The sequence below is a fragment of the Dactylosporangium cerinum genome (assembly GCF_042653625.1).
Classification (GTDB): Bacteria; Actinomycetota; Actinomycetes; order Mycobacteriales; family Micromonosporaceae; genus Dactylosporangium; species Dactylosporangium cerinum.
In genome coordinates, this window is sequence record NZ_JBHSIU010000066.1 from 55,313 (window position 1) to 77,562 (window position 22,250).

Genomic DNA, 22,250 nt, shown 5'->3' on the forward strand with positions numbered 1-22,250 from the left:
GGGAGGGGTCAGGCTGCGGTTACGACCGCGTCGGTTGCGGCAGCTCCGCGGTGATCTTGGAGAGCAGGGCGTGCAGCGTGTCCCGCTCGGCCTGGCTCAGCGGGGCGAGGATGGTCTCCTCGGTGGCGGCCATCGCGGTGTCGAACCCGGCGATCAGCTCGACGCCCGCCGGGGTCGCGTAGACGCGCTTGCTGCGCTCGTCGCCGCCCTCGGTGCGGCGTTCGACGAGCTCGCGGCGTTCGAGGCCCTGTAGCAGGCTGGTGACGCTCGCTGCGCTGGTGCGGGTGACCTCCGCGATGTCCCGCTGGATCGCACCGGGGCGCTTCGCCAGGTAGCCGAGCACGAAGGCCTGCGGGTGGCTGAGCTCGCGGGCCCGGATCCAGTCCTCGCCGGCCTTCTGCTGCGCCCACCCGATCCAGCGGACCAGGTCCAGCGGGCTGGTGAGCTTCGGTGCGTCGTCCATGCTTAGAAAGCTAACCGTTAGAGTTCTAACTGTCAACGGGCGGGCACGTGTGCGGCCCGCCACCCTGGCCACGCACGACCACATCCGCTGGTACGTCTACCGCTGACACCCGTCGCACACCTCGAGGACCGCAACGCCGCGCCGTCAGCTGTCGACGGCGCGGTCCCCAGCCGAGCGGGCCATCACCGTCAGCCCGGCGACAGCCAGCAGGCCGAACGCGGCCGGGATGAGAAAGACGTGGGGTAGCCCCACGACGGCGGCGCCGATGCCGCCGGCGGCTCCACCGAAGGCCGAGGCGAGCGCGGTGCAGCTGAGGAAGATCGCGGACGCAGTGGCGACCGCCGTCGGCAGGAGCCGCTGGGCGACGATGATGCCGAGCGCGGCGAAGACGCCCCACACGCCGCCCATGAGGATCTGCCCGGCGAAGAGCCCCGCCGCGGTGCCGGTGACGGCGAAGCAGACGTTCGCGGCGACGCCGAACCCGGCGCCGAGGACCATCAGCCACATCATCCCGGTCCGCCGGGCCACGAGCACGGCGAGCGGCATGAGCACGATCTCGACCAATGGCTGGATGCCGATGACCGCGCCGCTGAGCCCGGCGGCGAGGTGGAGCTGGTCGTTCATGTAGATCGGCAGGTACGCGTATTTGATCGGCTCACCGGCGTACACCAGGACGTAGAGCGTCGTGAACGCCAGCAGCGGCAGCATCGCCCGTACCCCTGGGCTGGTGTGCGGTTGCCCGTCGGATGACGGTGCGGCGGCCGGGGTTCGCTGCGTGCCGAGCGGCACCACCTGCAGCAGCGTGCAGAACGCCGTCGCGACCAGCATGGTGCGCAGTGATGTCTGCGCGGCCAGGAACGATCCGGCGACCGGGCCGACCACCCAGCCGCCGGTCAGGGCCATCCGCACGACGGCGACCACCCCGTCGTTGCCCGGGTTCGGGTTGGCCTGCTGCTCGTCGTGGACGGCGGCGAAGAGCTGCGACGTGGCGGCACCGCCGAACGCACCGATGACGGCGCTGATCACGTAGGGCATCCACAGCTGGGTGGAGTACGCGATGGCCAGCCAGCCCACGAAACCCGCCACCGCGCAGAGGCGGAACAGGCCCAGCCGCCGGCCGGTACGGTCGGAGCGCCGCCCGACCAGGTATCCGGCCACCGGCGCCGTCAGGTTCGTCAGGTAGAACAGCCCGGCCGCGGTGAGCGACGCGTGCAGGTCGTTGACCAGGAACAACGCGATCTGCGGAGCGGCCGCGGAGAACCCGAGCGCCGACAGGAACACCGCGATCGTCGCACCGCGGTACAACGGCGACGTGAGCGTCAGCCGCAGCGCCGAGGTGCGCGCCACGGGGGTCTCCAGTTCGGGCAATGCCATGCGCCACTCCTTCCAGGGGATCGCACCCTACGTGGCGGCGGCACCGGCTGGCCGGACGGGTCACCGGGTCAGCGGCAGGAGGTCACCCGACGCGGACGATGCTCTTGCCGTGGGTCGCCCCGCCTGCCAGGTCGGCGATCGCGGTCTCGACGTCGGCGAGGTCGTACTCGGCGGTGATGTCGATACGCACCGAACCGTCGGCGACCAGTGCCATCGCTCGGGTGGCGCTGTCGGCCAGCCGTTGCGGGTCGGTCTGACTCGCCAGGTTGCTGTTGTACGTCAGCAGCGACTGGCCCTGCATCAGCAGGTCGTTGGCCGACACGGTGACCGGTTCGAAGGTGGCGATGTTGCCGTAGACGACGATCCGGCCGTGCGGGGCCAGCCGGGCCAGGTTCGCCAGGCGGGTCTGGCCGCCGATCGGATCGAGGATCACGTCGAACCGCTCATCGCCGAGCGCGTCGGGGAACTCCGCACGCACCAGCACCTCCTGGTAGCCGGACCGGCGGGCGTGCTCGACCTGGTCGGGGTTGCCGACCACGCCGACCAGCCGGCGCGCGCCGGCGGCGGGGGCGAACTGCCCGGCCAGTGAGCCGACGCCGCCGGCCGCGGCGTGGATCAGCACGCTGTCCCCGGTGCGGACCCGGGCGACCGTGTTGATCAGGTCGTAGGCGGTCGGGGTCACCCACCCGAAGCCGGCCGCGGTGCGCGGGTCGACGTGCGGTGCGGCGATTGCCAGCACCGACGGCGCAATGACGACCTCGCCGAACCCGCCGCCACCGATCAGCGCGGTGACCCGCTCGCCGACGCGCGATCCGGGCACGTCCTCGCCAACGGCGACGATCTCGCCGGCGGCCTCGAAGCCCGGCACGAACGGGCGGGGAATCGGGAAGTGCCCCGCGCGGACGAGCACGTCGCCGTATTGCACGCCGGCGTAGTCGACCCGGATCGCGACCTGCCCGGGACCTGGCACGGGTTCGGGGACCTCCTCGACGCGGAACCGGTCGTCGGCGTCCAGCACAACAGCCCTCATGGTTTCAACCTTCTGTGGTGACTCAGTATCCTGATACTCGGAATCTAGGCTGTATCAACTAGCTGAGTCAACTGAGGAGATTGTGACATGGTCGACGTGCCGGTGGAGGAGTACCTGTGCACCCGGATCCGGCGCGCCGAACAGGCGCTGATGGCCCACCACGAGGCCGTGCTGCGCGGGTACGGGCTGACCATGACGCAGTACACGGTGCTGCTGACGCTCTCCCGCGAGGACGGCATGTCCGGCGCCCAGCTGGCCCGCGCCTGCGGGGTCACCCAGCAGAGCATGGCCACCGTCCTGACCGGCCTGGAGAACAAGGGGCTGATCGGCCGCCGCCCCTCCCCGGTGCACGCGAAGGTCATGATCGCCACGCTCACGGACGCCGGCCGGGACGTGCTCGACCGCGCCTACCGGGAGGTCATCGTGCTCGAGCGCGCGCTCACCGACCGGTTCGCCACCGACGAGCACCGGCAGCTCTGCGACCTGCTCGACCGGGCCATCGCCACCCTCGTCGAGCAGACGCCCACCCCGCACGCCGGCCGCTGAGCCCGGCGCGGTCATGAACCGGCTGCCCTCGGGCTGCTCGCCGTCCTCGGCCTCACCGTCATGGCATCTCGGCTGAGCGGTACCGCCGTGCGCAGGACGCCGCCGGGGTGGAGCCTGAGTCCCGGACGGAATCGGTGCTTGGTTTGCCCGGCAGGGCAAGCGTTCGGAGAATCGGGGTCGTGTCAGCACATCATCTGCCGGACAGCGGCGAGGACGAGATGGTCGTCGAGAGCTATGTCGCCGGGTGTCCGATCGGTCCCGAGCTGGCTGGGCAGCTCATCGAATTGGCGGACCTGCCGTGGGACGATCCGGATGTCACCGACCGGGCGCTGCGCCGCCTCGGATGGTCCGACGAGGACATACCGATCGACGAGGCCCGCTTCGTCACTGCCGCCGGTCACGTGGTCCATGGCGACCGTTGCCTCTACATGCCGTTCGCCCACTCCTACGGTGTGGGCGGAGAGCTGTGGCCAGATGACTTCTGGGGCTCCTTGCCCGGCTGGACCAGCCAGCGGGGGGCAGGCCGCGAGGAGTTCGCGGCACACGTGGACGTCGCCATCGATCGGTTCGCCGAACGGCTCGGTACACCGGAGTGTGACGTCAGGACTGAGGGCACGCGGATCGCCATCGGCCGGTACTCATGGCGGTACGCCGCCTGGCGACGCGGCGGCAACGTCATAGTGGTCGGCCCGGCCCTGGATGGCTTTTCGTACTGTCAGGACGAGGAGGCCGTCGTCTACCTGGGCGGCTTCCCGGAGAATGCCCCATTCCCGGACGCCGCCGGATTCCTCGACCTCATGCGCAGCTAGGCGGAGTTTGGAAACCCCAGGCTGCCGCTCTGTGACCCCTGCGGAACAGGAGCAACGCTGATCGCTACCGTCGTAGCCGCCGGCGGGACGTGCTCGACCGTGCCTGCCAGGAGGTCATCGTGCTCGAACGCGCCCGCACCGCACGCCGGCCGCTGAGCCCGGCGCGGTCATGAACCTCGGCATCATCGGCCAGGCGGCCGGCCTGTTCGCGGTCACCAACATCGACGACCTGCTCGTCCTCGCCCTGTTCTTCGCTCAGGGCGCCGGTCACCGGGGCTCGACGAGGAACATCGCCATCGGGCAGTACCTCGGCTTCGCCGCGATTCTGGTCGCCGCCGTGGCCGCCGCGTTCGGCGCGACGTTCCTGCCCGACAGCGTCATCCCCTATCTCGGGCTGCTCCCGCTCGGGCTGGGCGTCAAGGCCGCGGTGCAGGCGTGGCGGCACCGCGGCGACGCCGACGAGGAAGCCCGGGCCGGGTCGGACGGGCCGAAGGTCCTCGAGGTTGCCACGGTGACGTTCGCCAACGGCGGCGACAACATCGGTGTCTACGTGCCGGTGTTCGCCACCGCGGGAACCGGCGGCATGAGCGTCTACGTCGCCGTCTTCCTCGTTCTGGTCGGTGTCTGGGTCGCCGCCGGCCGGTACTTCGCCACCCGCCCCGTGATCGCCAGGGCGCTCAGCCGGTGGGGGCACATCCTGATGCCGGCCGTCCTGATCGGCATCGGCCTGCTCATCCTCGTCGAGGGCGGCGCCTTCGGGCTGTAGGGCTACCGGCGGTTGCCGATGCCTCCGGTGGGGGCGATGGCGTCGATGTGGGCGAGGTCGTCGGCGGTCAGTGCGAGGTCCACGGCGGCGATGTTCTGTGCGACGCGGCCGGGGTTGCGTGAGCCGGGGATCGGGACGATGGAGTCCTTCTTGGCGAGCAACCAGGCCAGGGCGAGCTGTGCGAGGGTTGCGTCCCTGGTCTCGGCGAACTTGGTGAGCTCGCTGACGATGGCGACGTTCTGGTCGAAGTTCTCCGGCGCCCACCAGGGGATGAGCTGACGGAAATCGGCGGCGCCGTAGTGCTCGCGGGACTTGACCGCGCCGCTGAGGAAGCCGCGGGCCAGCGGGGAGTAGGCGACGAAGCCGATGCCGAGCTCTTCGACCACCGGCAGCAGCGGCTCGGCGTCGTGGGCCTTGGCCGATGAGGCTCTGGACACGACCGGCGACCGGGACGCCTTCCTGGCGGCACGCCGTGCGGCCATCGTCGCCGCCGTCGAGCGGCTCTTCCCCGCCGTCAGCACACCTGATCGTTGACAGCGTGCTGGCGTGGACCAGTTCGGTCGTGCTCCGCTGCGGTCGTTGCACGCAATGGTGGGTATGTCGTCTGCATGGAGGATCTCGGTACGCCGGTGCCGTACTCGGCCCTGCCGATCGGGGTGCCGGTGTTCGATCGCGACGGGACCCGGGTCGGCGTCGTGGAGCACGTGCTGGCCGACGTGGACAGCGACGTCTTCCACGGCCTGATCGTGCGGCCCCAGTATCTGCTGAAGGGCGCGGTGTTCGCCGACCGTGACCAGGTCGACGGGTTGCACGAGCACGGCGTCACCCTCACCGTCCCCGGTGCCGAGCTGCACGATCCGGGTGAGGACCCGGTCGCGGCCGAGGCCGCGGAGGGCCCGGCGGGCGAGACGATCCGTGAGCGGCTGCACCAGGCGTGGCGGTGGCTGCGGCAGCCGCGATGACCCGGGCCCGGCGGCACGGCCGGCGCGCCGGGGTGAGCGGTGAGGTGAACGGCCACCCGTGGCAGGGACGGATCGTCACTTTCCACTTAGCCTGCCCGATATGTGGCATTGGTTCCGTAGTGCGCTGCAGGACCACGCCGAACTCGCGATCTTCCTGACCCTGGCGCTGGGTTTCCTCGTCGGACGGCTGCGGTTCCGCAGCGTCGTGCTCGGCCCGGTCACCGGCACCCTCCTCGCCGGCGTCCTCGTCGGGCAGCTCGACATCACCATCCCGGACCTCGTCAAGACGGTGGCGTTCATCGGGTTCCTGTTCGCCCTGGGCTACCGGGTGGGGCCGCAGTTCTTCGCCGCGTTACGCAAGGACGGACTGCCACAACTGGTCGTCGCGGTCGTCGGCTGCGTCGCCGGGCTGCTCATCGCCTACGGCATGGCCCGGGCCATGGGCTACGGACCGGGGTGGGGCTCCGGCCTGCTCGCCGGCGGACTCACCCAGTCGTCGATCGGCGCGATCTGCGATGCGGCGAAGAGCCGGGTGCCGGTGCTCGGCTACACGGTCCCGTACGCCATCGGCAACACCCTGCTCACGATCTGGGGCGCGCTCATCGTCGCCCTGTTGTCCTAACACCGTCGAACTGGGGGAAGCGGCCATGACCAGCAGAGCCGACCAGCAGCGCCTGGAGACACTCAGCCCGTTCGAACTCAAGAACGCGCTCATCGCACTCGCCGACGGCATCACCCGACCCAACGCGGTCTCCATGCTCAACGCCGGACGGGGCAACCCGAACTGGGTCGCCACCGCGCCCCGCGAGGCGTTCTTCCTGCTCGGCCGGTTCGGCCTGGAGGAGTCGAGGCGGGACTGGGACGAATGGGAGGGCGTCGGCGGCATGCCGGCCCGCGACGGCATCGGTGCACGCCTGGACCGGTTCCTCGCCACGCACGCCGCCGAACCCGGCGCGGATCTGTTGCGCGGCAGCGTCGAGCACGGCGTCCAGCGGCTCGGCTTCGACCACGACGCCTGGGTCTGGGAGCTCACCGACGCCGTGATCGGCGACCACTACCCGCAACCGGACCGGATGCTGCCGCACCTGGAGCAGGTGGTCCACGCCTACCTCGTGCAGGAACTCTGCGGCGGCCGGGCACCGGCCCAGCCGTTCGACCTGTTCGCCGTCGAGGGCGGCACCGCCGCGATGTGCTACCTGTTCGACTCGACCGTCATCAACGGCATCCTCGACCCCGGCAACACGATCGCCATCATGACGCCGATCTTCACCCCGTACCTGGAGATCCCGCGGCTGGACCGGTACCGGTTCGACGTCGTGGAACTGCGGGCCTCACGCTACGACGACGAGGGCTTCCACACCTGGCAGTACGACGAGGACGAGATCGCGAAACTCGCCGACCCGAAGGTCAAGGCGCTGTTCCTGGTCAACCCGTCCAACCCGCCGTCGGTCGCCCTCGCCGCGCGGGCCCGCGAGCAGATCAAGACGATCGTCGCCACCACCAACCCCGACCTGACGATCATCACCGACGACGTCTACGGCACGTTCGTCGACGGCTTCGAGTCGTTGCTGTCGACCGTGCCGCGCAACACCATCGGCGTCTACTCGTTCAGCAAGTACTTCGGCGCCACCGGATGGCGTCTCGGGGTCATCGCCATCAACCGCGACAACATCTTCGACGAGAAGCTCGCGCGGCTGCCGGAGGACCGCGCGGCGGCGCTGCGCCGGCGGTACAGCCCGCTCACCCTGGAACCGGACCGGCTGACGTTCATCGACCGGATCGTCGCCGACTCCCGCCAGGTCGCGCTCAACCACACCGCCGGGCTGTCGCTGCCCCAGCAGGCGCAGATGGGCCTGTTCGCGCTGTTCGCCCTCCTCGACACGCACGGCGACTACAAGCGGACCTGCCGCAGCATCATCGACCGGCGGATGCACGCCCTCACCAAAGGCATGGGCGTCACGCTGCCGCACGACCCGCTCGCCGCGCGGTACTACGTGGAGCTGGACGTGCTCAACTACGCCCGCCGCTGGATCAGCCCCCAGTTCGCCGACTGGCTGCAGGCGACGTTCGAACCCGTCGACCCGGTCTTCCGCCTCGCCGAGAAGGGCTCCGTGGTGCTGCTCAACGGCGGCGGTTTCGACGGGCCCGAGTGGAGCGTGCGGATCAGCCTGGCCAACCTGCGCTTCGACGCGTACGAACAGATCGGCGGCTGGCTGCGCGACGTGATGCGCGACTACCAGGCCGAGTTCGAACGCACCGGCGGCCAGCTCCCGGCTCGCACCGACGGCGGGCATTTCACCGACGAGGCGATGCTCGCCAGCGGCATGGCCACCATGATCGAGCCGGCCAAGGCGGCCCGGTGAAACAGGCCCTGACGGACCTGCTCACCTCCGTCGAAGGTCTCGTCCTCTTCGTCTGCCTGGCCCTCGGCTTCGCCCTGGGCAAGGTCAAATTCTGGAAGATCTCCCTCGGTGGCGTCGCCGGCACCCTCATCGTCGCCATCTTCGTCGGCATGCTCGGCGTCACCCTCAACAGCCAGGTGCAGAACATTGCCTTCGCCATGTTCATCTTCACCCTCGGCTACATGAGCGGCCCGTCGTTCTTCGCCAGCCTCAACCGGACCAGCCTGCGCTACGGCATCTTCACCGTCGTCGAGGTCATCACCATCCTGGCCGTCGTCGCCGGCGCCACCCTCGTGCTCGACCTCGACGAAGGCACCGCCGCCGGGCTGCTGGCCGGCGGAGCGACCGAGTCCGCGGTGGTGCTGCTCACCAGCCAGTTCGCCCCGGCCCTGATGCGGGTCAACCTGCGCGACGAGGCGACGAAACTGTGGGCGAAACTCGGCGGCGGCGCCACCGAGGAAGGCACCACCACCCAGGCCCTGCCCGGCATCGTCGGCCGGGTCCACGAGGTCACCACCGCTGCGGGCCGCACCGTCGAACAGGCGGAACGGTCCCTCGGCGACGCCGTCGCGATCGAGCAGCTCCACCGCGGCGGCACCAGCCTCGACGTCACGCCGGCAACCCGCCTGGAGGCCGGCGACGTCGTGCTGCTCAACGGCCGCCGGGAACTGCTCCTCGACGCCGCCGAGACCATCGGACCCGAACGCTCCGGCATCCCCGGCATGGACCTCAACCTCGACGTGCAGCAGGTCGTGCTCACCACCAAGCAGTACGACGGCGCCACCCTCGGCGAGCTGCGGCGCACGATCGCGCCGCAGCGCCGCCACGGCGCCTTCCTCACCGGCGTCACCCGCCTGGACCACGCACTGCCGGTCCGCGACGGCACACCCATCAACGCCGGCGACACCCTGCAGTTCACCGGCCGTGCAGCCGACCTCAACCGGTTCCTGCCCGGCATCGGCTTCCGCATCGACCCGGCGATCAAGATGGACGTCATCGCCATCGCCACCGGCATCATCATCGGCATGCTGATCGGTACCATCGAGATCCCGCTCGGCTCGATCCCGCTGTCCCTCGGCACCGGCGGCGGCTGCCTGCTCGCCGGACTCGCGTTCGGCTGGCTCCGGGGCCGCAACCCCCGCCACGGCCAGTACCATCCCGCCGCGGCCCAGGTCGTGAAGGAACTGGGCCTGGCCACGTTCATCTGCGCCGTCGGACTCTCCTCCGGCCCGCAGGCCGTCGACCTCATCGCCCGCTACGGCATCGCCCTGCCGATCGTCGGGGTCCTGGTCACCCTCATCCCGGCGTCGATCTCCCTGCTGGTGGCCTGGAAACTTCTGAAACTCCCGGCACCGCTCGCCCTGGGCGCCGTGGCCGGGCAGCAGTGCTCCACCCCCGGCCGCCACCGCAGTCCAGCAGGCGGCCGGTAACACCACCCCACTGATGAGCTACACCGTCGTCTACGCCATGTCCAACGTCGTGCTACCCCTGCTCGGCCCCATCGTCGTGGCCATGACCGGCGCCCTCACCTGATCCGGCGAAGGTCGCTGCTGTCAGTACACACCCATGCACTGGAACGACGCCCACACCAGCGGGGTGGCGAGGTCGGACGGGAGCATGAGCCTCGCGCCCTCGGTGAGGTCGAAGTCGCTGACCCGCCATTCCGCGAGGCGGCGGAGCTGGCAGGCACGCAGCGCGGACGCAGGGTCGACGCCGGCAACGAGAGCGTCGAGGAGGTCCTCCTCGAACGCCAGCGTCGCCGGGTGATCGAGAATCGGCCACGCGGTGCCGATGACCTGCCGCGCACCGCGCAGCAGGCAGGCAGCGCTGAGGCCGAGCCACTCGCCGCGGCCGGCGCCGACGGCACCGCCGGAGCTGCAGGAGGAGAACACCACCCTGGCCGGAAAGGCGAGCCCGGCGCCGAACGTGAGGTCCTCGGCGGTGAGCAGGCCGTCCTCCAGGCGCAGTGCGGCGTCCACGCCGGCAACGCCGGCGTCGGAGTGGCCGGTGAAGAACGCGATCTTCGGCGCGGCGGGTGCCGTGGCGGCCAGCGCGCGCAGGAAGTTCTCCCGCGACGCCGGCTGCGACGTGCGGTCGACCCGCTTGCTGTTGCGAAGCGTGACCTCGTAGGCGCCTTCGGCCTGCGCGGCGACGCTCAGGGTGCCGTCCGCGTCGATGCACGCCAGAGCTATGGGGTAGGTGTCCACAACGTAGACCGGCTGTGCCGCCGCGGCCTGCACCACCGGCACCGGGGGCGCCCAACGCAGGACGGCCTTCTCGATGAGCCGTTCGACCCGTCCGGCCGCTCCGCGCAAACCGAGCAGGCAGACGGGCAGGGTGGCGAGAAAGCCGCCCGCGATGACCAGCGACGGCGCCCACTGCGGCACTGAGGTCGCGTCCCACAACGCGGCACGCAGCGGCCCGGGCACGAGGATCTCACCCACGGCGAGCGCGGCGGCCTCTTCCGACGCGGGGCTTCGACAGAACGGCCGCCAGAACAGCTCCGCGATCGAAGCTCCGTCCGCGTCGAACGAACCGGCCGCGGCGGTGAGCTGATCAATCTCGGGTTCGGTGAGGTCACGGTAGCCGGTGAAGAGCTCGAGACCCGGCGACACGACCGCCCAGAAGTATCGCTGATCGATGATCGCCGCACCCCACCACCACGCGTCGGCACCGCCGACGGCGGCGATGATCTCGAACAGCGCGGTGTCCGCCGGCTCGACCGCGTCGGGCGGGAAGTGCGGGCGGAGCCGTGACGGGCCGTCGACGGCGAGCGGATGGATCGCAGACAGCCGCACCGCGCCGGTGCGCGCGACCATGCGGGCCATGTTGGTGTCGCCGGTGCCCGTGGAGTCGGCGATGCGCCCGATCGGACGGACCTGCAGGCGACTCGACTCGAGCAACTCGATGAACAGGCCACGGTCGCCGATGTCGGCCGCCTCTGTGAGGGCGACGTAGCGCGCCACGTCGCCGCTGCGGGCGCTCTGCATGGCGCGCACGACCGTCGCCGCGGTCCGCGCGGCCGAGGTGTCGCGCAGCGCGACGGCCCGCAGCGCGAGGTGCAGTTTGCGGTGCCGCAGCGGGGCCAGGCTCGGTTGGGTGTGCAGCACCGTCGCGACCGTCTCGCAGATCGCCGCCTGCCAAACCAGGTTGTCCAGGCCGGACGTGGCGTCAAGGGCGCGTGGCAGTTCAGCGATCAGGCCGTTGCCGAGGATGATCGGCCGTTGCCGGGTGACCCGCAGGAGCTCGAACATCGCGACGTACTTGTCCCATTGCCGCTGCTCGCGCATTCGTGTCAGCGCCCGCAGCAGCCTCGCCTGCCCTTCGGCATGCAGGTCCGGCGACCCGAAGGCGAGAATGAGGCTGGCCAGGTTGGCCTCGGCGACCGCCCGGTCATCGGCGTTCCTGGTCGCCTCGATCATGCCGCGCAGCTCGACGATCTCGGCGGCGACGTCGCCGGGCTCGCCGGTCTCATCGGCGGTGTCGATGTCCTCGAGCCGGATGATGTACTCGGCGATCTCGTCGAAATACGGTCCTTCGACGGACTTCGCCAGTTTCTTTGCCTGCTTGAGCGTCTCCACCCCGAACGCGTGCATATCGTGATCGATCAGCATCACGGCGAGGTCGTGCAGCATCCGCACCAGATCCTCGCGGTTGTCGGGATGCCGGGACAGGGCATCCTCAGCGAGGCCGTATTCGTGGATCGCCTGATCCAATGAGCCCATTCCGGCCTGGCAGACGGCCTGGATCTGATGGGCGACCCCGAGGTACTGGTCGGCCCGCTGACCGGTCGCGCCCCGCTCCTCCAGCCACCGCATGGTGGCGTTGGCGAGCGCGAACGCCTTCTCGAACCGGCCCTCATCCATGAGGTCCGCCGCGTCGTCCAGTTGCCGCTCGGCGCGTTCCCGCTCAGCGGCAGATAACGCAATCTCGCCAGACATCGGGCGACTCGTGTCAGTTGGACCGGTCGGCAATGGTCGTCAAGGACTCGCCGATACTGCGCAGCACTGCCTGCTGCGCCTCGCCGTGCTGCGCCGTCAGCCATTCGAGGTCGATGTTGATGTCGACCTGGTCACCGATCTGGATGCGGAGTTTCTCCGCGCGCGGCTGCCGCCGGAACGATCTGATGATCGCCTGCCACAGCAGCTTGAGCGAACCGGCCGCGACGAGGAGCGTCACCGCATTGGCCGCGATGCCCGTGGCGGTCACCGCGAACTGCACGACGTCATCTGCGCCGCGTGCCTCGAGCGGCTTCTGCGCGAGGCCCTTCGCCACCAGGTCGTCCCCGACCGAAGTCGGCACACTGATGCTCAGCAAATTCACGATCATCTCCGTCCGGCAATTGCTGCGGGCGCGTCGCGCCGATTACATTACAGCGGGCACCGGACGCCGCGGAAATGAGCTGAACGTGCACGAACTTATTTGCCGGCAGGTCACACATCCGCCGGACATCGACGACGGCACGGCGGTTGCGGTATGGCCGAATCTCATGGTCCGCCTTTCGGGTGACGAAACCATCCGTTGGCGCGGACTCGCGGACACATCGTTGTCCCGATACAACCGGTCGGCGCCGGAAGGCAACCGCTACGAGTTCGCCTGGAATCTGGTCGAACCGGCCGAGATCCTGGTTACCGACACCCGATTGATCTACCGCGCGAATCACCTCGGCACGAGGCCGGGCCTGGCCGCCGCGTTCGGCGCCGGCGCCATCACCCAGTTCCGCAGTGCGGCACTGCGGCCCGACGCCTATGCGGGCCACATCCAGTTCGACTGGGTCGCCAACGTCGCCTTCGGGCACACCCAGCTGCTCGGGATCGCGGCAGCGGTCATCCTGGTCACGACCCTGGGACACGGCGACGGTCCGCTGCGGCTGTCGATGACATTCTCGACGCGGTGGGGCGGCACCACCGTCGAGGCGGCCCGCATGCTGGCCGCCGCGCTTGCCGGCAACGTCGCGCGGCACCGCCTCGCAACCGGCCGTGACCGGCTCTCCGACGACGACGCCCGCGCGCTGGAACGGCAACGCGACGGTGCCGAACCGGTGATCCTGGACCCGCGGACGCTGCGCTGGGACCTGCCCGGCGCCACGCTCGTCGGCGCGAGGACACCGTCGCTCGGTGAGCTCCTGACCGCGCTGGACCAGGCGATTCTGCGACTTCCCCGGCCTCGGGCGGTCGGGGGCGTCGGGGCAGAGCGCTGACCGGGCGTCACCCCGTCGGACACGACCCGAGCCGACACCCAGACATTGATCGTGCACACCGGCTCAGCGCCGTTGGACCATGCGAAGTGTCTCGGCGGCCTCCGGCCTGTAGCGCTGCGGCGATGCCCGCGCTGGCACACTGGCGGGCATGGTCGACTGGTACACGCGGGCCGAGGTGGGCACCGACGTCATCCGGATCTCGGAACCGCACGTCAACGAACTGCTGTCGGCGAACTTCTGGTGGTTGCGCGGCACCGACCGCGACATCGTGATCGACGCCGGGCTCGGCGTCGTAGCGCTGCGGGACGCGATCCCGGGCCTGTTCGCGCGCGACCCGATGGTCGTGCTCACCCACGCGCACCTGGATCACGTCGGTGGGGCGCCCGAGTTCGGCGACCGGGCCGCCCACCCTGCCGAGGCGGGGCTCCTGGAGACGGGTGTGCCGGCGAGCCTGTACGGCGCCGAGCTCTACGACAAACTCGGGATCGACGCAGCGGGCGAACCCGTCCCGGAGCTCATGCTCGACGTCCTGCCCGATCCCGGCTACGACCCGGCCACGTACCGCATCGCACCGATGACCGTGCACCGCACGCTCGACGACGGCGCAAAGGTCGACCTGGGCGGGCGGGAACTGACGGTGCTGCACCTGCCCGGCCACACCCCGGGCAGCATCGCCCTGCTGGAGGAGCGCACCGGGACGCTGTACTCCGGCGACATCATCTACGACGGTGGCCTGATCGACGACCTGCCGAACTCCGACGTGCCGGCGTACCGGCGAAGCATGCAGTTCCTCGCCGACCTCGACGTGTCCGTCGTGCACCCCGGCCACGGGCGCAGCTTCGACCGGACCCGCCTCCGCCAGCTGGCGGAGACCTACCTGCGCAGGACAGCCGGATGACGGGCCCGTTACGCGCCGGGGCGGACCAGGCCGCACTCGTAGGAGAGGATGACGGCCTGCACCCGGTCGCGGAGGCCGAGTTTCGTCAGGATGCGGCTGACATGGCCCTTCACGGTGCCCTCGGTGAGGAACAGCCGGCCGGCGATCTCCGCGTTCGACAGCCCCCGCGCGATCAGCTCGAGCACCTCGCGTTCCCGATCCGTCAAGACCCGCAGTTCAGCTTCGGTGCGGGGGAGAGGATCGCCGGACGTGCCGATGTGCCGTTCGATGAGCCGGCGGGTGATCGGTGGCGCGACGATCGCGTCGCCCCTGGCCACCACGCGGATCGCGGACAGCAGGTCGGCGGCGAGGGTGTCCTTGAGCAGGAACCCGCTCGCGCCGCAGCGCAGCGCCGAATACACGTACTCGTCCAGGTCGAACGTGGTGAGGATCAGGATGCGCGGCCCGTCCGGCAGTGAGGCCCGGATGCGGCGGGTCGCCTCGAGGCCGTCGACCTCGGGCATCCGGATGTCCATCAGGATCACGTCGGGTGCCGCGTCGGCCGCCAGGGTGACGGCCGCGGCGCCGTCGTTCGCCTCGCCGACGACGTCCATGTCGTCGGCGTTCTCGAGGATCATCCGCAGACCGGCCCGCAGCAGCGCCTGATCGTCGACCAGCAGCACCCGGATCATGCGGGCCCGGCCGGATCGAGGGGGATACGGGCGCGCACGACATACCCGCCGTCAGGCCCCGGCCCCGCGGTCACCGACCCGCCGAGCAGCGCCACGCGTTCCCGCATGCCCCGCAGCCCATTGCCGGTCCCCGCAGCAACGGGCCTGCCGTCGTCGACGGCCTCGAGGACCACCTCGGTAACGCCGTAGGTCACCGAAACCCGGGCACGGGCGCCGGGGCCGGCGTGCTTCATGGTGTTCGTCAGCGCCTCCTGGATGATCCGGTACGCCGACACGCCCACCCCCGTCGGCACCGCCCGCGCAGCACCGTCGACGCGCAGCTCCACCGGAGTCCCGGCCTGCCGCACCTGGTCGACGAGGCGCGGCAGGTCCGCGAGGCCGGGCACCGGCGCAGCGTCCGTGACCTGATCGAGCGACGACAGCACGTGCCGCATGTCGGCCAGGGACGCGCGGCCGGTCGCCACGATGGTGTCCAGCGCGGCCAGGGTGTCGGCGGGCCGCTTCGCGAACGCCGCCGCGCCGCCCTGCGCCTGCATGACGATGACCGCGAGCCCGTGCGCGACCACGTCGTGCACCTCCCGGGCGATCCGGGCCCGCTCGGCCGCCACCGCGAGTGCGGCGGATCGGGCCAGCTCATCGAGGTACGCTCGCCGACTCTGCACGCCCCATCCGATCGCCCACGCTACGACCAGCAGCGCGCCGAGCACCGGGATCCCGGCCGTGCCCTCCTCCGGTTGGAGGGTCTGCCCGCCGGAGCCGAACGGCCCGGTGTACTGCCACCCGTCGCCAGTTCCGTACACGGACCGTGCCGTCGCCACGACCAGACCGGCGCCGAGCAGCGGCAGGGACACGCCGCGCCGCCGGTGCGCGGCGATCGTGTACAGGATCAACGGGACGGCCAGGTCGGCAGTTGCCGACGGTGACACCACGGTGGCGAGCAGGGCCACCGCGAACGCCGGGATCGGCCACCTGCGACGCACCGCCACGGCCGCCGCGCAGACCCCGGCCAGGAGCCAGTTCGCCGGGTCGTACCCCATCAAAGCGACGATCACCAGCAGGACGGCGAGGAAGGCGTCCTGGATGTCTGGTCTCCGGAAGGCAGTCTTCATACCAGGCAGAACCATAGGGCCTCGGCGCGACCGCCCGGAACCCGTCGGAAGTCATGGTCCGGGACATGACCGCGGACAGGTGCGCGCTCGGCCCGCCCCCACCGAGCCTGGGACGCATGAGGAAAGCATTGGCCGTCCTGGCCTTGGCCTGCGCAGGTATCGTCGTCGTGCTCAACGGCCGGGCGCACGGCCTGGAATGGACCAGGGTCGCGCTCGCGGGGGAGTGCCGCTGCGCCGACGGCAGCGAGTTCGCCGTCTGGGAACGGCGCGCCGATCCGAAGAAGGTCGTGCTCTTCCTCAACGGCGGCGGTGTCTGCTGGGACGCGACCACCTGCGCGTTGACCGGCGACCACGGCGAGAACGACTTCTACGACTGGAGCCTGCAGGGCACCGAACCGGAGAACCGCAGCGGCATGTTCGACGTCACCAGGTCCGACAACCCGTTCGCCGGCTTCTCGTTCATCTACGTGAGTTCCTGCACCGGCGACGCCCACCTGGGCAACACCACCCAGGTGTACTCGCCGGCGCTCACCGTCGAACACCGCGGCTTCGTCAACGGTACGGCGGCGCTCGCCTACCTGGCTGCGCAGTACCCCGGCGCCACGCAGGTCGTCGTCGTCGGCAAGACCGCCGGGTCGGTCGCCGCGCCCCTCTACGGCGGCCTCGTCGCCGACCGGCTCCCCAACGCCAAGGTCACTGTCCTCGGCGCCCAATCCGGCGCGTGGCCGGACCATCCCGACTTCAACGCCGACATCCTCGGCGCCCGGTGGGGCGCCTACGCCGCCATGTCCGGCTGGCCGGTGCACGGCCTCACCGTCCGGGACTGGGGCGTGCCCAGGTTCTGGACCCAGGCCGCCGCGCACCACCCGGACCTGGTGCTCGCCCGGTTCGACTTCGCCTACGACCCGCACGCCACGTCGGAACTGACGAGGTGGTCCGACGGGGACCTCCTCGCCACGATCGACCGCAACGAGGCAGCCATCGAGGCCACCGGGGTGCGGCTGCACAGCTACACCGCGCCCGGCGCCGACCACCAGATCTTCGAGCCGGACCGGTTCTACACCCTCAAGGTGAAGGGCGTCCGGCTGGTCGACTGGATCACCGCGCTGGTCGATGGGAAGAAGCCCGCCGACGTCCACTGCGACACCTGCGCCGGTTAAGGTGAGGCGTGGGGCTGGCGGAGCGCATCGAGGCGACCTGGGCCGGAGCGGACCGCGACGCACCGCAGCCGACCCTCACCCGGTTCCGGGCGCTGCTCGACGAGCACCCGGGCGACGTCGCCGCCCTCTACGCCCACGCCTGCGCCCTGGACCCGGGCCTGCGCCGTTACCAGTGGGCGTTGCAGCGGTACGCGGCGGCCCTCACCGACGACGACCGGCGGCATCCGTGAGGCTGCCCGCCGGTCGCGACGCCGTGACGGCACTCGGCGCGGTGGCGGTCGCGGTCCTGCTCTCCGTGCAGGCGGGCACCTCGCAGGGCGACGCCCGGACCCTGGACGTCTGGGGTTACGCGCTCGTCGTCGTGGCGGCGGGGGTACTGGCCTGGCGGCGCGCGGCACCCGTCGCCGCTTTGGCCGTCAGCGTGGCGGCGAACGCCGCGTACCTGCTCGCTGGGTACCCCTACGGCCCGAGCCTGCTCTGCGTCGGCTGGGCGATGTTCGAGGTCGCGTGGCGGCGCCCGATCCGCAGGTCCGCGCTCCTCGCCGCGGTCGCCGCCGTGACGTCGGTGGCCGCCGTGCTGCCCCGGCTCATCGGCGAGCTGGACATCCTCGCGTTGGGCCTGGTGCTGTGGGGCGCGTGCTGGCTGGCGTTGCCGTGGTCGCTCGGCGCGCTGCTGCACGTGCGGTCCGCCGCCCGGGCGGAGCTGCTGGCACGGGTGGCCCTCGAGGAACGGGTCCGGATCTCCCGCGAGGTCCACGACGTCGCCGGCCACGGGTTCGCGGTGATCGCCATGCAGGCCGGCGTCGCCCTCGTCGTGCTCGACGAGCAGCCGGAGCAGGCCCGCGCATCCCTCGAAGGCATCCGGGCCACGGCGACAGCCGCCCTCGGCGACCTGCGCCAGGTCCTCGACGACCGCCGCCCCGCGGTGGTCCTGGACCTGGCGGCGTTGGTGGCCCGGGCCAGGGCCGCCGGACTCCCGGTCGAGCTGACCAGCACCGCCGGTGACCTGCCCGCCGCCGTGCAGGACATCGTCTACCAGGTGGTCCGCGAGTCGCTGACGAACGTCATCCGGCACGCGGGCCCGACCAGCGCCGCCGTTGTCGTCGCCCGCGAACCGGGCGCGGTGCTCGTCACGGTCACCGACCGCGGCACCGGCTCGGCGGACGTCGTGGCGGGGCGCGGACTGGCGGGACTGCGTTCACGGGTCGAGGCCGCCGCAGGATCGTTCACGGCGGCCGGACTCGAGGCGGGAGGCTTCGAGGTACACGCGAAACTGCCGCTGGACGGAGACCCCGCATGATCCGCGTCGCGCTCGCGGACGACCAGGCACTCGTCCGCATGGGTCTGCGAGTGCTGATCTCCCGCGAACCGGACCTGACGGTCGTCGGCGAGGCGGCCGACGGGCACGAGGCCCTGGCGCTCGTCCGGCGGACGAACCCCGACGTGGTGCTGCTCGACATCCGCATGCCCGGCCCGGACGGGCTGCGGGTGCTGCGCGACATCACCGGCGACCCGTCGCTGGCCGGCACCCGCGTGGTCATCGTGACGACGTTCGAGACCGACGAGTATGTCCTCGACGCGGTCCGCGACGGCGCCAGCGGCTTCGTGCTCAAGGACGCCGAACCCGCCGACCTGGTCCGCGCGATCCGGGCCGCCGCCAACGGCGACGCGCTGCTGTCCCCGTCGGTGACCCGCCGCCTGGTCGAACTCGTCGGCCGTCGCATCCCTGGTACCGGTGCCGACGTCCCCGCAATGGACACGCTGACCGAGCGGGAACGGGAGATCGTCGCCTGGGTCGCGACCGGCCGCTCCAACGACGAGATCGCCGCCGAGCTGTTCATCAGCCCGGCGACGGTCCGCACCCACGTCGGCCGGGCGATGCTGAAGCTCAACGCCCGGGACCGTGCCCAGCTGGTGGTGTTCGCGGTGCGGGCCGGCCTGACGATCCCGCGCGCCTGAGTGCCACCGACCCGGCGCCGATCGCGATCAGCACCCCGGCCAGCTGGATCGCCTGACCGGCGGCGACGCTCGCCCCGTGCTGCCCGGTGAGGTTCGGCCAGCCGGTCGGGCTGATCGCCCACCCGACGGCGACGAACAACCCGAGGAACACCCCGACGGCCGGCGCCCACCGCCACCGCGCCACGCTCACGAACACCGCACCGGCCAGGAGGATCACGATCCCCGGCGGCACGGCCACCGGAAACTCCACCCCGGCCGCCCATAACACCGCAATCCCGGCCGCCCCGATGATGAGGCCACCGACCGTCACCGCCCGCGAAGTCACATTCATGAAGTGCAGCCTTACCGCTGCTCTTCTGCGCCGCGTCCACGTGCGCGTTGATGTCCCGTACGAAGATCTTCGTACGGTGGCTTCGCCCCCAGGCGGATGCCCTCGCTTCCCGGGCCCGCGACGCTGAGGCATGCGCAGGTGGCTTCTCCTGGTCGTGGCGATCATTTTCGGTCTGGTGCTGAGCTTTCCGTACCTTCGTGGTGGCAGCCGTCTCGATGTGCCTGACGGAGTGCAGTACTGGGTGCTGGTCGCGCACGTGCTCACGGCGACGGTGGCGCTGGTCGTCGGGCCGGCGCAGTTCATCCCCCGGATCCGGGCGCGCCGCGGGGTGCACCGGGCGCTCGGCCGGACCTACCTCCTCGCCGGGGTGCTGCCGGCCGGGCTGACCGCGATCCCGGTGGCCCTGTGGTCGGGCCACCTGCTGACCCAGCTCAGCCTCACCACCGCGGCCGTGCTCTGGCTGGTGACGGGCGGGCTCGCGTACCGCGCCGCCCGCCGCCGGGACTTCGCCGCCCACCGGCGGTGGATGCTGCGCAACTACGCCCTGACGTTCCTCGCGGTGACGTCCCGCATCCTCGTGCCGGTGCTGCTGCTGTCCCGGATCCCGTTCGGCGGGGCGGGCGTCGGCTCGATCGGCGAGGACGCCCCGTCGATGATCCCGATCGGCCAGACCCTCGGCTGGATCATCAACCTGGCCCTGGTCGAGGTCCTCATCAGACGACGACGATGCCACCCAGGGCGCGCCACATGAGGTCGGCGGTGGCGGGGGCGTCGAGGGCGGTGAAGACGAGCGCGAGGACCGCGCCGTTGCCGGCCCAGACACACGCTGTGCCGTGCTGGTCCGTGGTGGTGAACTGGGTGCACCGGGCGCCGCGGGAGAGTCCGTCCTGGGCGAGGCGGAAGTGGTCGAGCGGGGCGCCGCCGAGTGGGCCGAGCGCGGCGAGGACCGTGTCGAGGGCGTCGGCGTTGAAGGCCTTGTCGTAGGCCTGGCCGGTGCCGCCCCAGATCGCGATCGTGTGCCCGGCCGGGTCGCGGTAGTAGGCGGTGAACGGCACCTCGACGCCAGGGAGCGGGTGCGCGGTGCGCATCGCGGTCGCGGGGGACTGGTTCGACTGCCGCGCGTACTCGGCGATGGCGGCCGGCGCCCGCAGGGTGGCCCGCGGCCGGACCTGGCTCGGTCCGGCACTCGGGCTCGCCGCGACGCTGGGTGGCAGCGAGGCGCCCGACGCGTGCGGCACCGTCGCCGGGACGGTGACGGCGAGGGTGACGACCGCGAGCACCAGCAGGCCGGCCAGTCCCGCTCCGAGGACCCCGCCGACCAGGAGGGACTCGCGGGGAGCGGTCGGGCCCGGCGTCCGCGTGAGGCGGCGCCAGACGAGGATGACGTACGCCGAGAGTAGCGTCACCATGGCGATCCGTAGGGCCGTGTACCCCATCAGTGCGTAGCCGTGGCGCACGAACGCGTCGGCGTCCGGCTGGGGGCGACTGCCGACGAACAGCGAGAACACGATGACCAGCACCAGGCTGAGCCGCCAGACCGTGTACGTCCAGTGCCGCAGGATCTCGTCGCGTTCGTAGCCGAGCCGTTGGACGGTGCGCCGGCTGCTGACGGACCAGCAGAGGAAGGCACCGACGTACACCCAGATCCACACCAGCGTGACCGAGCTGAGCAGCGCGGTCAGGTCGAACACCGTGCCCGACGCCGAGGTGGAGATGACCGCGGCCAGCGCCACGATGTTCAACACCAGCAGGCTGAGGTAACCGAGGGTGACGGCCACGAACAGCCAGGTCAGCACCTGCCAGCCGAGCGGTGGGCGCGGCCGGGCCACCGTCATCGGCGGACGGCCGCCGTGCTCGGGGCACAGGTGCCCGTCGCCGGTGGTGAAGCCGGGAGCACCGCAGATCATGCAAGGCATGGACACAAGATCGGGACTCTAACAGCCCGCTGCGCCTGTCGCGCTCCCTATCAGGCGAGGTGAGGGCGCGTCAGGAGGTGGGTACCCAGAATCGGAACTTGTCGCCGCGGCGGTCCTCGAGGACGCCGCCGTTGGCTTCGATCACCCGGCGGGAGGCGGTGTTGGTGACGTCGCAGGTCAGCAGGGCGGATTCGATGCCCAGGGCGCGGGCCACCGGCAGGGCGGCGCGGAGCATCGCGGTGGCGTGGCCGCGACGGCGGGCCGAGGGGCGGATGTCGTAGCCGATGTGGCCGCCGGCCTCGCGCAGGTGCGGGGTCAGTTGGTGCCGGATCGCCACGCGGCCGAGGTACTCGTCGGCGTGCAGCCACCAGAGCGTCGTGGACGGCACGTGATCGGCGGGGCGGGGAGTGTCCGGCAGGGCCAGTGCGCGGAGCCGGTCGACGTAGGCGGCGAAAATCTCCGGCCGCGCCCAGCCGGGCTCGAACTCGCGCAGGTCCGCGCCGAGCGCCGAGCCGTCGGCGGGACTGCCGCGGCCCTCGTCGCGGAACTCGGCCATGGCGCTGACGAACGATCGATGGACGCGCACCGTCGGACCGCTCAGCTCCGCCATGCCCATATTGGTACCGAACCGGGCGTGCCCGCGCATCCGGATTG

General features: G+C 71.1%; 25 protein-coding genes. 14 read left to right on the forward strand and 11 right to left on the reverse strand.

Annotation, left to right across the window (positions count from 1 at the left end; translation table 11 throughout):
• Nucleotides 1-19: 19 nt before the first annotated feature.
• The 3 genes from ACFPIJ_RS42585 to ACFPIJ_RS42595 form a co-directional block, all read right to left on the reverse strand.
• Complete coding sequence (locus tag ACFPIJ_RS42585; RefSeq protein WP_380124458.1) at nt 20-463, reverse strand: MarR family winged helix-turn-helix transcriptional regulator; 444 nt, start codon at nt 461-463, stop codon at nt 20-22.
• A gap of 144 nt (nt 464-607) precedes the next feature.
• Nucleotides 608-1,837 carry an MFS transporter gene (locus ACFPIJ_RS42590; RefSeq protein WP_380124460.1) on the reverse strand — a complete coding sequence of 410 codons (1,230 nt, stop codon included), beginning with the start codon at nt 1,835-1,837 and terminating at the stop codon, nt 608-610.
• 82 nt (nt 1,838-1,919) lie between these two features.
• On the reverse strand, nt 1,920-2,867 hold the full coding sequence (locus ACFPIJ_RS42595; RefSeq protein WP_380124462.1) for a quinone oxidoreductase family protein: 948 nt from the start codon (nt 2,865-2,867) through the stop codon (nt 1,920-1,922).
• Nucleotides 2,868-2,954: 87 nt separating this feature from the next.
• Here ACFPIJ_RS42595 and ACFPIJ_RS42600 point away from each other — a divergent pair, with 87 nt between their 5' ends.
• The 3 genes from ACFPIJ_RS42600 (at nt 2,955) to ACFPIJ_RS42610 (ending at nt 4,988) form a co-directional block, all read left to right on the forward strand.
• A complete protein-coding gene (locus tag ACFPIJ_RS42600) occupies nt 2,955-3,413 on the forward strand; it encodes a MarR family winged helix-turn-helix transcriptional regulator (protein ID WP_380124464.1) in 459 nt (152 codons plus the stop codon).
• Between the two features lie 218 nt (nt 3,414-3,631).
• The gene (locus ACFPIJ_RS42605) at nt 3,632-4,222 is read left to right on the forward strand and encodes a hypothetical protein (RefSeq protein WP_380124465.1); all 591 of its coding nucleotides are present in this window, start codon (nt 3,632-3,634) and stop codon (nt 4,220-4,222) included.
• Nucleotides 4,223-4,391: 169 nt separating this feature from the next.
• Entirely contained in the window at nt 4,392-4,988 is a 597-nt protein-coding gene (locus ACFPIJ_RS42610) for a cadmium resistance transporter (RefSeq protein WP_380124467.1), read from the forward strand.
• Nucleotides 4,989-4,990: 2 nt separating this feature from the next.
• Here ACFPIJ_RS42610 and ACFPIJ_RS42615 read toward each other — a convergent pair whose 3' ends face one another.
• Complete coding sequence (locus tag ACFPIJ_RS42615) at nt 4,991-5,425, reverse strand: aldo/keto reductase (protein ID WP_380124469.1); 435 nt, start codon at nt 5,423-5,425, stop codon at nt 4,991-4,993.
• 171 nt (nt 5,426-5,596) lie between these two features.
• On the opposite strand from ACFPIJ_RS42615, the gene ACFPIJ_RS42620 reads away from it, so the two are divergent.
• The 4 genes from ACFPIJ_RS42620 (at nt 5,597) to ACFPIJ_RS42635 (ending at nt 9,782) form a co-directional block, all read left to right on the forward strand.
• Complete coding sequence (locus ACFPIJ_RS42620) at nt 5,597-5,950, forward strand: PRC-barrel domain-containing protein (RefSeq protein WP_380124471.1); 354 nt, start codon at nt 5,597-5,599, stop codon at nt 5,948-5,950.
• Between the two features lie 100 nt (nt 5,951-6,050).
• The gene (locus ACFPIJ_RS42625) at nt 6,051-6,572 is read left to right on the forward strand and encodes an aspartate-alanine antiporter-like transporter (protein ID WP_380124472.1); all 522 of its coding nucleotides are present in this window, start codon (nt 6,051-6,053) and stop codon (nt 6,570-6,572) included.
• A gap of 25 nt (nt 6,573-6,597) precedes the next feature.
• A complete protein-coding gene (locus tag ACFPIJ_RS42630) occupies nt 6,598-8,313 on the forward strand; it encodes a bifunctional aspartate transaminase/aspartate 4-decarboxylase (RefSeq protein WP_380124474.1) in 1,716 nt (571 codons plus the stop codon).
• A complete protein-coding gene (locus tag ACFPIJ_RS42635) occupies nt 8,310-9,782 on the forward strand; it encodes an aspartate-alanine antiporter-like transporter (RefSeq protein WP_380124476.1) in 1,473 nt (490 codons plus the stop codon). Before ACFPIJ_RS42630 ends, ACFPIJ_RS42635 begins: the two co-directional genes overlap by 4 nt.
• A 123-nt stretch (nt 9,783-9,905) precedes the next feature.
• Here ACFPIJ_RS42635 and ACFPIJ_RS42640 read toward each other — a convergent pair whose 3' ends face one another.
• The gene (locus tag ACFPIJ_RS42640) at nt 9,906-12,293 is read right to left on the reverse strand and encodes a CHAT domain-containing protein (protein WP_380124478.1); all 2,388 of its coding nucleotides are present in this window, start codon (nt 12,291-12,293) and stop codon (nt 9,906-9,908) included.
• Nucleotides 12,294-12,306: 13 nt separating this feature from the next.
• A complete protein-coding gene (locus tag ACFPIJ_RS42645) occupies nt 12,307-12,627 on the reverse strand; it encodes a hypothetical protein (protein WP_380124480.1) in 321 nt (106 codons plus the stop codon).
• A gap of 31 nt (nt 12,628-12,658) precedes the next feature.
• Here ACFPIJ_RS42645 and ACFPIJ_RS42650 point away from each other — a divergent pair, with 31 nt between their 5' ends.
• Together ACFPIJ_RS42650 and ACFPIJ_RS42655 are read left to right on the forward strand one after the other, a co-directional pair.
• The gene (locus tag ACFPIJ_RS42650; RefSeq protein ID WP_380124481.1) at nt 12,659-13,552 is read left to right on the forward strand and encodes a hypothetical protein; all 894 of its coding nucleotides are present in this window, start codon (nt 12,659-12,661) and stop codon (nt 13,550-13,552) included.
• A 148-nt stretch (nt 13,553-13,700) separates the two neighbouring features.
• The gene (locus ACFPIJ_RS42655; protein ID WP_380124483.1) at nt 13,701-14,450 is read left to right on the forward strand and encodes an MBL fold metallo-hydrolase; all 750 of its coding nucleotides are present in this window, start codon (nt 13,701-13,703) and stop codon (nt 14,448-14,450) included.
• An 8-nt stretch (nt 14,451-14,458) separates the two neighbouring features.
• Here ACFPIJ_RS42655 and ACFPIJ_RS42660 read toward each other — a convergent pair whose 3' ends face one another.
• Nucleotides 14,459-15,121 (reverse strand): response regulator, encoded by a 663-nt coding sequence (locus tag ACFPIJ_RS42660; protein WP_380124485.1) that lies wholly within the window; start codon nt 15,119-15,121, stop codon nt 14,459-14,461.
• Nucleotides 15,118-16,230, reverse strand: a complete 1,113-nt coding sequence (locus ACFPIJ_RS42665) for a sensor histidine kinase (protein WP_380124487.1) — start codon at nt 16,228-16,230, stop codon at nt 15,118-15,120. The genes ACFPIJ_RS42660 and ACFPIJ_RS42665 overlap by 4 nt, the downstream gene beginning before the upstream one ends.
• Nucleotides 16,231-16,346: 116 nt before the next feature.
• Between ACFPIJ_RS42665 and ACFPIJ_RS42670 the strand changes: the two genes are divergently transcribed.
• The 4 genes from ACFPIJ_RS42670 to ACFPIJ_RS42685 are packed head-to-tail and all read left to right on the forward strand — an operon-like array spanning nt 16,347 to nt 19,349.
• Entirely contained in the window at nt 16,347-17,390 is a 1,044-nt protein-coding gene (locus ACFPIJ_RS42670) for a pectin acetylesterase-family hydrolase (RefSeq protein WP_380124489.1), read from the forward strand.
• 8 nt (nt 17,391-17,398) lie between these two features.
• Nucleotides 17,399-17,620 carry a hypothetical protein gene (locus tag ACFPIJ_RS42675; protein WP_380124491.1) on the forward strand — a complete coding sequence of 74 codons (222 nt, stop codon included), beginning with the start codon at nt 17,399-17,401 and terminating at the stop codon, nt 17,618-17,620.
• A complete protein-coding gene (locus ACFPIJ_RS42680) occupies nt 17,617-18,690 on the forward strand; it encodes a sensor histidine kinase (protein ID WP_380124493.1) in 1,074 nt (357 codons plus the stop codon). The genes ACFPIJ_RS42675 and ACFPIJ_RS42680 overlap by 4 nt, the downstream gene beginning before the upstream one ends.
• Nucleotides 18,687-19,349 carry a response regulator gene (locus ACFPIJ_RS42685; protein ID WP_380124495.1) on the forward strand — a complete coding sequence of 221 codons (663 nt, stop codon included), beginning with the start codon at nt 18,687-18,689 and terminating at the stop codon, nt 19,347-19,349. The genes ACFPIJ_RS42680 and ACFPIJ_RS42685 overlap by 4 nt, the downstream gene beginning before the upstream one ends.
• Here the strand turns inward: ACFPIJ_RS42685 and ACFPIJ_RS42690 are convergent.
• A complete protein-coding gene (locus ACFPIJ_RS42690) occupies nt 19,279-19,680 on the reverse strand; it encodes a hypothetical protein (protein ID WP_380124497.1) in 402 nt (133 codons plus the stop codon). The two genes, ACFPIJ_RS42685 and ACFPIJ_RS42690, sit on opposite strands and share 71 nt — an antisense overlap.
• A 217-nt stretch (nt 19,681-19,897) precedes the next feature.
• On the opposite strand from ACFPIJ_RS42690, the gene ACFPIJ_RS42695 reads away from it, so the two are divergent.
• Nucleotides 19,898-20,431: a DUF2306 domain-containing protein gene (locus ACFPIJ_RS42695; RefSeq protein WP_380124499.1), complete on the forward strand. Its 534-nt coding sequence runs from the start codon at nt 19,898-19,900 to the stop codon at nt 20,429-20,431.
• Here ACFPIJ_RS42695 and ACFPIJ_RS42700 read toward each other — a convergent pair.
• Both ACFPIJ_RS42700 and ACFPIJ_RS42705 read right to left on the reverse strand, forming a co-directional pair.
• Nucleotides 20,394-21,587 carry a hypothetical protein gene (locus ACFPIJ_RS42700; protein ID WP_380124500.1) on the reverse strand — a complete coding sequence of 398 codons (1,194 nt, stop codon included), beginning with the start codon at nt 21,585-21,587 and terminating at the stop codon, nt 20,394-20,396. The genes ACFPIJ_RS42695 and ACFPIJ_RS42700 overlap by 38 nt on opposite strands.
• 79 nt (nt 21,588-21,666) lie before the next feature.
• Complete coding sequence (locus ACFPIJ_RS42705; protein WP_380124502.1) at nt 21,667-22,206, reverse strand: GNAT family N-acetyltransferase; 540 nt, start codon at nt 22,204-22,206, stop codon at nt 21,667-21,669.
• Nucleotides 22,207-22,250 lie beyond the last annotated feature (44 nt).